General features: G+C 40.8%; 14 protein-coding genes. All 14 read right to left on the bottom strand.

Features of this window, described 5'->3' with window-relative positions:
• Positions 1-4: 4 nt before the first annotated feature.
• Positions 5-520, bottom strand: coding sequence for a GNAT family N-acetyltransferase (locus tag VIC_RS25745; protein ID WP_039952742.1), 516 nt, complete (start codon positions 518-520; stop codon positions 5-7).
• A gap of 136 nt (positions 521-656) precedes the next feature.
• Positions 657-1,937 carry a DUF4910 domain-containing protein gene (locus VIC_RS25750; RefSeq protein ID WP_006963370.1) on the bottom strand — a complete coding sequence of 427 codons (1,281 nt, stop codon included), beginning with the start codon at positions 1,935-1,937 and terminating at the stop codon, positions 657-659.
• Positions 1,938-2,711, bottom strand: a complete 774-nt coding sequence (locus tag VIC_RS25755; RefSeq protein ID WP_006963371.1) for an AAC(3) family N-acetyltransferase — start codon at positions 2,709-2,711, stop codon at positions 1,938-1,940. It abuts the gene before it with no gap.
• A gap of 3 nt (positions 2,712-2,714) precedes the next feature.
• Entirely contained in the window at positions 2,715-2,948 is a 234-nt protein-coding gene (locus VIC_RS25760) for an acyl carrier protein (RefSeq protein ID WP_006963372.1), read from the bottom strand.
• Positions 2,948-3,610 carry a cyclase family protein gene (locus VIC_RS25765; RefSeq protein WP_006963373.1) on the bottom strand — a complete coding sequence of 221 codons (663 nt, stop codon included), beginning with the start codon at positions 3,608-3,610 and terminating at the stop codon, positions 2,948-2,950. Before VIC_RS25765 ends, VIC_RS25760 begins: the two co-directional genes overlap by 1 nt.
• A gap of 1 nt (position 3,611) precedes the next feature.
• Entirely contained in the window at positions 3,612-4,229 is a 618-nt protein-coding gene (locus VIC_RS25770; protein WP_006963374.1) for a hypothetical protein, read from the bottom strand.
• Positions 4,230-5,573, bottom strand: coding sequence for a class I adenylate-forming enzyme family protein (locus VIC_RS25775; RefSeq protein WP_006963375.1), 1,344 nt, complete (start codon positions 5,571-5,573; stop codon positions 4,230-4,232).
• Positions 5,570-6,634 carry a 4-hydroxy-2-oxovalerate aldolase gene (locus VIC_RS25780; RefSeq protein WP_006963376.1) on the bottom strand — a complete coding sequence of 355 codons (1,065 nt, stop codon included), beginning with the start codon at positions 6,632-6,634 and terminating at the stop codon, positions 5,570-5,572. Before VIC_RS25780 ends, VIC_RS25775 begins: the two co-directional genes overlap by 4 nt.
• Positions 6,635-6,658: 24 nt before the next feature.
• On the bottom strand, positions 6,659-7,714 hold the full coding sequence (pseI, locus tag VIC_RS25785; protein WP_038513989.1) for a pseudaminic acid synthase: 1,056 nt from the start codon (positions 7,712-7,714) through the stop codon (positions 6,659-6,661).
• A 7-nt stretch (positions 7,715-7,721) separates the two neighbouring features.
• Positions 7,722-9,224: a UDP-2,4-diacetamido-2,4,6-trideoxy-beta-L-altropyranose hydrolase gene (pseG, locus tag VIC_RS25790; RefSeq protein ID WP_006963378.1), complete on the bottom strand. Its 1,503-nt coding sequence runs from the start codon at positions 9,222-9,224 to the stop codon at positions 7,722-7,724.
• Entirely contained in the window at positions 9,221-10,510 is a 1,290-nt protein-coding gene (locus VIC_RS25795) for an aspartate aminotransferase family protein (protein ID WP_006963379.1), read from the bottom strand. Before VIC_RS25795 ends, pseG begins: the two co-directional genes overlap by 4 nt.
• A 9-nt stretch (positions 10,511-10,519) precedes the next feature.
• Complete coding sequence (locus tag VIC_RS25800; protein WP_006963380.1) at positions 10,520-11,275, bottom strand: cytidylyltransferase domain-containing protein; 756 nt, start codon at positions 11,273-11,275, stop codon at positions 10,520-10,522.
• 9 nt (positions 11,276-11,284) lie between these two features.
• On the bottom strand, positions 11,285-12,133 hold the full coding sequence (locus VIC_RS25805; protein ID WP_006963381.1) for an aldo/keto reductase: 849 nt from the start codon (positions 12,131-12,133) through the stop codon (positions 11,285-11,287).
• Positions 12,130-13,299: a UDP-4-amino-4,6-dideoxy-N-acetyl-beta-L-altrosamine transaminase gene (gene pseC, locus VIC_RS25810; protein WP_006963382.1), complete on the bottom strand. Its 1,170-nt coding sequence runs from the start codon at positions 13,297-13,299 to the stop codon at positions 12,130-12,132. The genes VIC_RS25805 and pseC overlap by 4 nt, the downstream gene beginning before the upstream one ends.
• Between the last annotated feature and the right edge of the window lie 4 nt (positions 13,300-13,303).

Raw genomic sequence — 13,303 nt, forward strand, 5'->3', positions numbered from 1 at the left:
TAACCTAAATTAGCTTGCCCATTCTTATGCTATCCACATAGCGACCTTCAAATATAAAGTGCTCAACGAAGACCCCTTCTCGTTTGTAACCCATACTTTCAAATAGACTTACTGAGCGTTCATTACAATCGTAGCAGCCAGCAGTAATCCTTCTTAGCGACAGTTGGCTTTTTGCATATTCTTCCAACAATTGAATAGCTTCTCGGGCATAGCCTCTACCCCAAACATTCTGGTCACCAATCAAAATGCCGATTTCTGCTCGCTTATACCTACGGTTGATTTCTGCCAACTTAACATTACCAATATGCGTACCGCTTTCCAGCTCAAATATTGCGAACATCACCGAGTTTTCGTCATCTTGCACTGATTGCACGAAGTCTTTACACGTCTCCATTGTATGCGATACATACCTTGACTCTAGATATTTGTTCACCTTAGGATCATTCAACCAAGCGACGTAGGTATCTGAAACCATATCAGCGTTTAATTCTTCTAACTTTATTCTTTTGCCTATAATCATAAATATCTCTCAGTAAAAAACTCAATCAGTAGATTTAAACTCACTATATTATTTTACAGTTTCTCATCTTACAAAACTATATAGCCTAAATTTGAGTATTCTTATCTAGGCTATAAAGCTAACTAGCAACTTAAAATTATTGAAGTACTATTAAATCTGCTTCAATCATTGGCTGAAGCGTTGCATATAAATCATCAAACGATTCGTCGATTAATTGAGCTATGTCCAACAAGGTATGCTCACCATCACAGTAAGACAGAAGATTGAGCATCATTCGTACCTTCATACCTGACTCTTTAGTACTTAAATTAGGATAGAGCCCGCGTTTACCAAGTTGCGGTTCACATAGAACCGTAATTTTGGGCCTACAATCCCTTTCAATCACTTCAATTGACTGTTTAATCGCATCATAGCCACCTTGTAATCCGTCCGGTGTCACTAGCGTAAAGTCATCTAAGGAAGTGTGGTATTCAGGGTACTCGCCATACTTAGTGCGCATTATCGACGCTATAGGCAAGTCAACACCTGGTGAACAATATTGCCTCTCATCACTACCACGATCTAACCACTTGTAAGTTTTAAAGTCAGGGTCAATATTTTTCAGTACATACTGTGCAGCTTTGTCCGAAATCGTATTCCCTGCCCGAGATGGTAAAAATGAGTAAGCTCTATCATCACCTACACAACTAATATTAAAACCAGCGACAACATGCTTCTTTAGATGCTCTAAGTTTTTGCTTATATAAACAATTGAACCAATTGTCTCTGGTACAAACACGATACGATATGTGTACTTTCTATTTTTTAGGCCTTTGAGCCATTTCACCAAATACGTAGTGACTAAAGGCCCTGATAACTCATTATTCGCCATTGAAGGATGACAAATGTAGGTAGAAATAAGGACCTCTTTTTCACTTTCACCAGGAATGATAATTTCACCGTAGTTCAGTTCACCATCGAAATGTGCTGACTCTATAACTGCATGATACTCACCAGGTACTAAAGCCTTTTTTGCCTTTTCGGCCATGCAAAAACCCCAATACTTCGAGTAATAAGAAGTAATATATGGGATAGCATTAGGCTGCTCAGGAAGTGTGTGGATACGTTCGCACAGGGTTTCAAGTGTCATCTTTTCATTCACTGGCTCGGAGTATCCAACAACATGAAGATTCGACTTTTTAAAATCAATAACTCTCTCACCAGCTTCATTTAGAACGTAAGCATCTTTAATATTCCACTCTTGAGGCACCTGCCAATCAAAAGCTTGATATCCGGAAGGAACAGAGTGAACCACCAAGTCTGGTAAGTGCTCTTTTAAGATATCGAACGTCTCACGCACTCCGTTACCAGTTAAACTACGACATATCGGAAATAGTCTTTTCCCCAACTCATGCATTTCATCGCCGTAAGTTTTCATTCAATTACCTTTGTTCGTTAAAAACCAAGTGTCTTGGGCTAGTAGTTCCTTGAAAGCAGTTTCTACATCTTCTATCGTGATACTCCCAACATTGCCTCGACCTACGATGCTACGAACATAACTTCCTTTCTCTGACACATACTCATTAAAGCGCTCAAAATTAGCTTCCGACCCAGCGATCTCAAGATCTCTAACCCAAAGTGTCGATGTTGCTTGGTGGTAATCACCGTCCAAATACAGCTCTCCGCTAAACGTTTTGTCAAATCGGTAGGGAACTTCATATTTGCGTTCAAAGAAATGAAGTAGTGTTGTGCCAGCATCAAAGTTAATATTAAAAACCCTTACTTTTTGCTCTATTAATCGAGCAAATACACTGCTATCAGAGTATGCATTATCGTCGATAACCTGCGTTAAAGCATCGGCGTGCCTACCTACTGCTGCAACAGAAACTGAAGGGTCATTACTACGGTAAGAGTCAGGCAATTGCCTAATATATTCAGAGAACATACCGCAATTTGATACTGAGGTTTCGACATTAAAACGTTCCTGAGTACCAAATGAGTATGTGAAGGTTGGGACAACCAAAGTCCCGCTATCACCAATCACACTCCGAATACTAGAATATATCATTGCTAGAGCATCATTTTTGCTCTTGGCACCTTCCGGTAGACCTAAATAACCGACATTGCTATGGCAGAAGAGAATATCACCTTCTGTAACTCCTACTTCACGAATAGCTTTCGTCAGTGCTTCTAGAGAGTATCCCTTTCCCAAAATTTAACCTTTTAGTTCATTAATAATCTCAACTAAGCCCAGAATGGTTGAAAATCGTCTGTCTTCAAACTGGCTTTCCGAAAACACAACCCCAAATTCAGATTCACAATAGTCCATCAACATGATCACATCAAAAGAGTCAATAAGACCAGTTTCAAAGTAATTAGCTTCTTGAACAATGTCAGTTTGACCAGATTGTTGCTCAAACCATGAAAGGAGTTTTTGCTGAATTGTCATTACATTTCCTCAATTGCAAAACATCGAGCAGGAGCACCATCACCATCTTTTATCTTCAATGGTGCGACAATAAGAGTAATCTCTTCTTTTTCTATCTTTCGAATGTCGACCAAATATTCAACGATAACGACACCAGCCCCGAGCAGGATTTTGTGATTAGGAGCATCTTTTTCAGCTCCACGTCCATTGAGTGGGTTATCTGGTTGTGGTGTATCGAGTGCAATGACTTTACACCCATTATCAACCAGCCATTGGCAGGCTTCTTCAGAAAAGAATGCATGATCTGTGTAATATTCGTTAGAGTTGAGTTTCAGGTCCCAGTCAAATCTTCCAACTAAACGCTCAGGGCATTTGTCACCTAGCGCTAACCGCAGCTCTTGTTCAGTAATTTCATGCTTATCAGGTAGGGCAGAAAAATCAACGATTCGAGCTGGACCATTTAGTTGCTCCAGTGAAATATTTTCAATGGTTTCGCCTTCAGCGATAAAATGTCGAGGAGCATCAATATGCGTGCCGGTATGAGTACCCAAAATAATTTTTCTGGTTTCTCGGTTCTCTATACCATGTCGACCCAACTGTGTTGACTCATAAAAAGGGTGCCAGTGGGCAGCAAAGGTCTGCATTCCTTCTTCCAACACCATTGATAGATCCGTAATTTTCATTCTATACCTCAACTAATTCGATAATGATCCCGGTCGGTGATTTCATCAAAGCGATTGAAAGAGATTTCCCGTTTACTTCCAAGGAAAATGTGTCAGAAATCCAAGATGCACTCTCCATTACCAACTGCTTGCACGCTTGTAGGTTCTTTGTGATAAAAGCAATAGACGTGAAACCATTTAAATCCAGTTTTTGCTCGACCAAAGTGGCCGAAGATTCTGTGAATTGTATTTCAATGTCCCAAGCAGGTACAGGCCTTTTTAGATATACACCACCGTCATTCACTTTAAATCCGAGGTTAGCCCAGAACTCACTTTCTGATGGTTGTTTTCCAGTAGGGATAATGATTGAGACAACTTTATCTTTGTCGTTGAACAAACGATTCTGAACTTCGCTAGTCTCACTGTAATGGTTAAGAACCTCCACATCATAATGAGTTTCATGACGAAGTAGATGGATATCATGTTTCTCACTGTAGAACTTTAGCAAAGGTTTCTTGTTGGTGTGGTTAGGCAAACCCAACTCAGAAAAATCAATTTGATAACCTTGGTTTTTAAGGTCATTAATAACTGTTTCAACCTTGGGGGTGTTGAAGATTAAATGTGAAAAGCCAACAATCATCTATTTGCACTCTTGAACGATGCTATTTTTAACTATCTTACCTGTAACGGTTTTAGGAAATGATTTTACTGTATATATTTTTTCTGGAAGCTGATCCGAAGAAAGCTTCTGCCCTAACAGGTTTCTTAGCGATTTTTCACAGTAAGCGTCATTTGGCAACACATACAAGATAGGTACTTCGCCCCAGAACGGATGTGTTCCAGCGACAACAGCAGATTCGTCCACACCTTCATATTCAAGAGCGGCTTCTTCAATATATCTAGGACTGATATTCTGACCACCTTTAATAATCAGATCTTTCTTGCGTCCTGTAATAAGTAGCTTTTCATTGTTCAGTTTGCCAATATCTCCACTCTCTCTTCCATTACCTTTGGCGTTCAAGTAGCCTAACATCGCCCATGGTGATTCAATCAAAATTTCATCATCTGGTGCAAACGTCATCTTAACCCCATCAAGTAAGCGTCCTACACCTTCTTCCTGACCCTCCCCATATTGAGCACAAGAGATAAACAATAGTTCGCTAGTACCATAGCTTTCAAGCACTTCACAGGAAAATTTGTCCTTAAAGAAGTCTTTACTGTTTCTAGGTAATGGAGCGGTTCCGACAAATACCTTGGAACTGGATTTAGAAAGCCACGCAACTGATTCAGGATCTCTAGCCATTTTGGAGGACAACAATAACATCGATGGACTCAACCAAATCGTATTTGCTTTACAGTCATAGTACTTTTTAAACAAAACAGGCGCATTCTGAGCAGAAAAAGTATTACCTAGAACAACTGTTCCGCCCGCAACAAGGGGAGACAAAAATGTGTTCAATATTCCTGCCATATAAAAACGAGGCATAACGTGCATCATTTTTGTGTTAGAACTTAAGTTATTATGCTTATTAAAGACTTCCGCACATTTAACAAGGCGCTCCACACTGTGACACACTCCTTTAGGCACACCCGTAGTACCAGAGGTAAAGGTCACCAATCCCATCGCTTGCAGCGAACAAGGTGTATGCCTTTCTTGTTGCTCAATGAGCTCCACTTTCCCTTCAGACAAAACGACTACGTCTGGTTGGAAAATATCAAGAATAGTATGAACGTACTCGTCTGAGTACGAATCGGATAAAGGGCAGACAACTGCCCCTTTTGTAAAACACGCTAAGAGGAACACGAAGTAGTCCACAGGTTCAATTGCTTTCAAACAAACTCTTGAACCTCGACCTACTCCGATGTCATCTAACTTTTGGCATGAAAGAAAAACTTGCTCTTCTAACTCACGGTAAGTGATTTGCGTTTCATTGTATTCAATGGCGATGGTTTCCCCATCGCCCCTCAATATTTTATCGATCATAACTCAGCTTGTTCATTCACAAAGTAATTTTTGTAGCTCGGTTTCCATGCTCCTTTTTTACTGTGGGCTTCAGCAATAGCTTTGGCATGATGTTCTACAAGCTCAGATTCTGCATTGACAATATCTTCTGAACACACTGCAGAAATAAGTTGACGAGGGTCAACACGATACTTGGTAGACATTTCATGGATCACAGGCATGTAACTTGAGTGGAATAGAGCCATACCAGATACCGTATCTATGGAGGTAAGGCCACGCTTTTCTATCATTGGTTTGATTAGTTCCTCGCCAATGTCCATAACTTTGATAGGATCGATATTGCCTTCAAGACCCATACGAGCCAAACAGCCCAACATTTGTTCAGTTGTCGTATTACCAGCACTTCGACCAAATCCTTGTAAGGACGTATCAATAATAGAAGCGCCAGCTTCTATTGCTGCTAGGGCATTGCCAATACCCAAACCTAAGTTATTGTGGCCATGAAAACCGATCACAGCATCCGATTTCTCTGCCAAAATGGCTTCAACATATAGCTTAACTTCATTCGGTAACATGCCTCCTGCAGAATCTACGACGTACACCGCATCCACGCCCATCTCAAATGCCAGTTTTGAAGCTTGGGCTAGATCTTCTGGTTTAGCTGCGTAAGACTTCATAAAGTTAGCGCAAGTCATCATACCTTGGGATTTAGCAGATGAAACAAATGCTTCACTCTTGGGAAAATCCTCAATAGTGGAACCAATACGAATAAAATCCATATCGTAGTTTTTTGCCATTTCCAAGTGCTCTAAGGTAGCGATACCTGGAATAGCAAACATGCCCCATTTACCATTCGTGACTGATTCGGCAGCGGATTTCATGTAAACTTCATCAGACTCTAACGCAACACCTATCTTTTTCTCTGTTGCCCCTAATCCAACACCGTGACCTACTTCTATAAGCTCAAATCCAGCCTCATCAAGGGCTAGTGCAATATCATCTGCATTCTTTTTTGAAAACTGGAAATCAATTTCGTAGCTGCCGTCACGTAGAGTACATTCAAGTATTTTCGGGTTATTCATGTTTCATACCTATTAATTTTTGCTTTAGAAATCAGATAAATCCTCCCACTTCAAAGCTGTACCCTTAGGTAAAGCTTTTAAAGCACGACGACCTAAAACTTGCTCGTAATATTTTGGTGCCAAACCATACCCCGGTCGTATACTTCTGACATTTTCTTCTGTCAGAATTTCACCTTTTTCAACCGTTTTCACTATGTATAGAGAACGACGAAACTTCACATTACCCTTTTCAGCTTCAGTTCTTTCGTAGTTTACGTTGCCTAACGCCCGCCATGCAGTCTCGGTGTCTTGGCAAAGGGCTCTTAATTCTAATGGCTCAAGTGAAAAACTATCATCAGCGCCACCACCATTTCTATCCATCGTAACATGCTTTTCTATTAAGCAAGCACCCAGAGCAATAGACGTCACTGCCGTAGCGTTATCTATCGTATGGTCAGAGAGACCTGAAAGCACATTAAAACGCTTTGCAATATCAGCAATTGTTCTTAAATTATATTGCTCTGCGGGGGCTGGATAACCACTAACACAATGTAAAACTACCAACTCTTGGCAACCGTTATTTCTAGCCGTCTCAATGGCTTCTGCAATTTCGACTTCATTAGCCATGCCAGTAGAGATTATCATCGGTTTACCCGTTTGAGCTACACGCTTTATTAGTGGTAAGTCAATAACTTCAAAAGATGCGATTTTGTATGCAGGAGAATCTAACTCTTCAAGTAAATCAACTGCCTTAAAGTCGAATGGAGAACTAAATACTGTAATACCCAGCTCTCTTGCCTTTTCAAACAGTGGTTGATGCCACTCCCAAGGCATGTGCGCACCTTTATATAGCTCATATAAGGTCTGCCCATCCCAAAGCCCCCCGTGAATCTGAAACTCCTCTGAATCACAATCTATTGTTATGGTTTCATGTGTATAGGTTTGCAGCTTTATCGCATCGGCGCCTGCCTTTTTGGCTTCTTCCATGATTTGGAATGCACGATTAATATCACCGTTGTGATTAGCGGATAGCTCTGCGATGATATATGGTGGGAAATTTGGGCCGATTTTTCGGCCGTCAATAGTGATAAATGGCTTCATTTTTGCCTCAATAGATAGGGTGTCGGACATAAGTTTCTTCATCGGTTTGTTGGTAGCAAGCTTTCTGAAAGAGCCTTTGAGAAGCTAAATTAGCTTTTAGTACCTTTGCATGCAAAGTAATGTCAGGGTAGATGAGATCCACTAACTTAAGAACTTCAGAGGCTATGCCCTTTCCATAACTCATTGGATCAATAAAGATAGATACAAGGTAGTGGCCAGCCCGTTTTCTATCTAAACGCACGACTCCCACTTTTTCGCCACTTTCTTTGTCAATTACCATATAGAAATAGTCTGATGGGGACTGCAACTTCTTATACATCCACTCGTGATGTTCAACCCATGATGGAATATTCGTGTTCAATGCGTACTTTCTTGTTTCTGAGTGGCATTGCCATTCATAAACTTGTTTAATATCTTGTTGGGTCGCTTTTTCAAGACAATAACTGTCATCACTAACACTAAATAACTGTTCAATTTCAAACACTACTCGCTTTACACCACGTCCATCGCAGATACTAAGGTTAGCCAACTTAAACGCCTCCCAGTGTCGAAGTGTCGTTTGATAGCTAGAAAGTAACCGACTTGGAATGTCTTCAATGTCAACTTTTATCGCTGCACCATATTTAACAAGCTCTTCGCTGATCATCTGTTGGTTATCAGCAAGGGGGACGATTACATTCGGCAAACCCAAACAAGCTCTTTCCCAACTTGTAGTACCAGGGGCTCCAATAGCAATGTCATGCTCTAGCATTAAACCAGCCATATCAGAGACAAAATCTAGATGAGTAACATTAGAGTAACGTGAACACCATGTTGCTACTTGTTGAAAATTCGGCGATCTTGGAGATAACAGGACTGTGAAGTTGGCACTTACATTAGGATGTAAAATATTTAAGGCTTTTAAAGTCGCATTTGGAGCATCAACTCCCCCCATGGATATCAGTACGTTAGGTTTATCGTTACTCAACGCCTTTGACAGAGCGAACTCTCTTTTAATAGAAAAGCGAGGCTGCAATAAAGCATAATCACTCCCCACAAGCGCTGGAGCTTTTGATTCATTGTAATCACTTTCTAAACGACCTAGCGTCTGATCCAAAATCAAATCTGCTCTGTGACATCTTGCTAAGTCATCAATCGCTAGCAGTCGACAATTCATAGAATCGATAACTAGGTCTTGCCACTCTCTACCAATCGCATAGTGATCAGTAATAACTAAATCAGCAGAAATGAGCGTCGCAACAAAATCTTTCGCATCTTCAATAACAGATCTTCTTAACCAACCCACGTAGTCAACTGGGCTACTCGGTACATATATCGAAGCTCCTAGATGCAAAACCTCGACCTTGTACCCTCTTTTTTCAATGAAATCTATCATGTCCCCTTGTTGGGCGATACAAGAAAACTTTACTTCCGCTCCTCTCTTTTTTAGCTCATCAGCAAGCACTAGGCAGCGCATCACATGACCGCTACCTATATAAATAGAGGCATCTACCCTAAAAACTACTTTCATCGTACTTTAAATAGCGGTACCAGAACGTCACAATCTAACTGCGCTGTAATATCACCGTTTCCAAGACTACGTTTTAGTAATACAAAAAATTCATTGTAAGCCTTTAGGAGCGCATCAATATGTTCTTTAGTATGAGAAAAGCTTAGGTTATGCGAACCAAATGATAAGATTCCGTGCTTAAACATTTCTTGCATATACAGTGTTTTAATCTCTAAAGACGTTGCGTTTTCACAATCGGAGAAAGTGATAAATGACCAAGAGGGGTGACCAACGACACGCACCACTTTTTGTAGGTCTTGCTTGTCAATGAGATCTTTCAGATTGGCTATTAAATACTCCCCTAATTCAGCTATGTAATCACACACTTTATCGTTTTTCACTTTCTCAAGTACGACATTCGCAGCAGCTAAAGAAGACGTTTCACCGGCAAACGTCCCCGAGTAAAAAATATCCTCCATCAGCACCATAATATCCTTTCTTCCCATAACAGCAGAAAGAGGAAATCCATTGCCAATACCTTTACCAAACGTCGCAAGATCAGGCGTTACGTTGAATAGTTGTTGAGCTCCACCAGGGGAAAAGCGACATCCTGTAATAGTTTCATCAAAGACCATTACAATATCTTCATTTTTCGTGACTTCACGAATGTGCTCAAGAAAACCAGCTTGAGGAAACTCTACATTCATTGGCTCCATAATGACCGCAGCTATCTGGTCTTTATAGTCATGAATCAGTTGATCAAAAGATTGCAAATCGTTGTATTTAAAAACCTTTGTCAGCGAGCGAGTCACCTCCGGCACCCCCAGGCTTCGGCTTGTCGACCCTATATACCAGTCTTGCCATCCATGGTAACCACAAACGAGCACAATATCTTTTTTCGTGTACGCCCGCGCTAATCGAATCGCTGCAGAAGTGCTATCCGTACCATTTTTGCCAAATCGAACCATTTCTGCACAAGGGACTAAATCAATAAGTTTTTCCGCGACTTCAACTTCCAGACTATGTGATAAAGAAAAAGTTACCCCATTCTCTAGCTGTGCCTTTACAGCATTGTTAATGTCATCATTGGCATACCCAATAGAAATACTCAAAAGGCCATTAATAAAGTCAATATATTCATTTCCATCGACATCCCATATCTGGGCACCTTTCGCCTTTTTAGCAAAATAGGGCGATACACCATGTGGAAATTGAGTCATACTTTTAGAAAAAGTTTGTGACCCGAGTGGGATTGCTTTTAGCGCTCTCTCTAGCAATTTTTCTGAAGCGACATAACGTTGTGACATAATAAAATCTCAATACTTATCTTTATCCAATGACAGATGGTATCCCTCGTTGCGCTCTATATTTTGATTTATCGCTAGCAACTCAGGCTCGTTAACTATCACACTTAAGATATCTTGTGTCGTAAAGTGAGGGTTGTTTAAATAGAGACGAGAATAGATCTCTAAAACAAAGTTAAAGTCTCGCGGTTCATCTACAGTCCACCTTAAATATGAAAGGTCTTTATCATTTTTAACATTTTCAAGATAAAAACTGGACTCAGGTTTGCGTATATAAGGTGTCACATGCTCCCGCTCTGATTGAAGCTTGGCATTTGTCCAAGCCCTTTCCAGCGAGCCTATTGTCATCACTTCAACATCAAGTCCATCAGGGTAAGTGGGAGGTGCAATATTTGATGTATAATCCGCTCCAGAATCTAGATGATGAGCGACTACTTTGTCCACAACCTCTGGACAAATCAAAGGACAGTCGCCTGTTAGCCTAACGACATGAATAGCATTCGCACTTTTCGCTGCGTGATAAAAACGATCCAAAACATCATCGAGATTACCTCGAAAACACTTAACCCCCATACTGTTCGCCAGAGCTTGTAGCTCATCATCAGAAGTTTGGTCCGATGTGGCTAAAATCAGCTCATCAATCGTATTGCACAGCGAGAGCCTTTCTAGCTGCCGCTGTAACATGGGTAGACCCAAGATGGGTTTTAAAACTTTTTTGGGTAAACGAGAAGAGGAAACTCGTGCTTGCAAAATAGCAACAACTTTCATACTGCCTTCTTACCATTTAGATGGATTAAGTAAATCTTCGTTTGATGAAGTAAAATTAGGGAAGTCTAGCTCATCTAACTTAGTCATATTGTTATAAGCTGAAGCAATTTGCTCAAGTTGTTCAACATTCGTGCAGCCTACAACCCCACACTCTATTTGCGATTTTTCAATTAAATATGACAAAGCCAACTCTAGTCGACTAAAACGCGATTTTGCACAAAAATCATCGTATTTAGAAAAATCGCTAAAATGGCAAAACTTCTCAGGTCGATCTTGAGGTTTAGCGAGCAAAAGCCCCTGAAGAAACAGAGATCGAACATGGATTTCCACTCCGTTTTTTTCTGCCGCATCTAAGACACCAGCAATCTCAAAACGTGAATCGAACAAGTTAGCGGGTATTTGAATGAGGTCGACAAGTCCTGCCTCAATAACAGACAACGCACTTTGAGAGTCATAAAATGAGACGCCAATTTTACTAACAAGGCCCTCTTCTTTCAGTGACTTGAGCTCCAATAAATTGCGCCAATTGCTGGCAAATGCATCATTTTCGTCATGAAGCATCATTCCATACAAATGATCTATGTTCAGTCGTTCGAGAGATTGCTTGGTCATCTGATTAATAGAGCTTTTGGCTCCTGCCAAGGAAGGGATTTTTGAGGTAACCTTGAAAGCTTTTAAATCAAATTGCCCTAGCACACTCTCACTATTACCATAAGCTATTGCGGTATCAAGAGAATTAATGCCCAGATTAGGCGCTAGGTCAAGCATCTCCTCAACGACAGAGCGTTCTACTTGTCCACCACTGTTCGTCACTCCGTAATCTAAGCCGAATTGCACGGTACCTAAAGATAGTTTCATTCCAAACTCTCAAGCAAAATATCGTTAAGGACTTTATACACCTCGTCTTGCTGTTCAAGAGTCATTCCGTGAAATATAGGGAGCGAAATGGCTTCTCGGTAATAACTTTCAGCAGCTGGGAAGTCACCTTGCTTGAAACCCATTCTGGCATAGTAAGGTTGAGTATGGACCGGGATATAATGCAAGTTCACACCGATACCATTTTCCCGTAGAGCGTTAAACACTTCTTTATGAGTTAGAGATATCTCATCTAACTTCAGCCTAATAACATATAAATGCAACCCTGAATATGTATTTTCAAGCTGATATGGGAGAACGACAGGAAGAGAGCTCAATATTTTGTTGTAACGCTCAGCTAAACGGTGACGTGATGCAACAAACTCGTCAAGACGTCGCATTTGAGACACCCCCAACGCACCTTGCAGTTCAGTCATTCGATAGTTAAAGCCTAAGTCAATTTGTTGATAGTACCATCTACCATGACTGCCACCTTCCATTTGATCTAAATCTCGAGTGATCCCGTGACTACGGTAGAGCTCCATTTTGTCAGCCAGTGCTTTTTGATTGGTTAACGCAGCACCGCCTTCAGCCGTGGTAACTATTTTCACTGGATGAAAACTAAAGACTGTAATATCTGAAAACGCACAGTTACCAATTGGCTCACCATGATAACGTCCACCAATAGCATGAGAGGCGTCTTCTATAACCTTGAAGCCATATTCTTTTGCAAGCTTATGTATCGCTCTCATATCACATGGCTGTCCGCAAAGATGAACAGGAACAACAACTTTCGGTAATTTTCCAGCCTCTTTTGCTTCTTTGAGTTTTTCTTCCAGCTTCTGCGGACACAGGTTGTATGTATCTGGATCGATATCTACAAAATCAACCTGTGCACCACAATATAAAGCACAGTTTGCTGATGCCACAAAGGTTATAGGAGAAGTCCATAGCCAATCCCCTTTACCGACACCTAGAGCCAAGCAAGCAATATGTAGCGCTGATGTTGCACTATTTACTGCCACGGCATAACTTGCACTAGAATGATTTTTGAGAGACTGTTCAAATTCAGGGACCTTAGGACCTTGAGTGAGAAAGTCTGAAGTAAGTACATCGACTACAACATCAATATCTTCTTGCTTTATTTCTTGTTTACCGTATGGGATCACTATT

Origin of the sequence: Vibrio coralliilyticus ATCC BAA-450, assembly GCF_000176135.1 — a bacterium.
Taxonomy (GTDB): domain Bacteria; phylum Pseudomonadota; class Gammaproteobacteria; order Enterobacterales; family Vibrionaceae; genus Vibrio; species Vibrio coralliilyticus.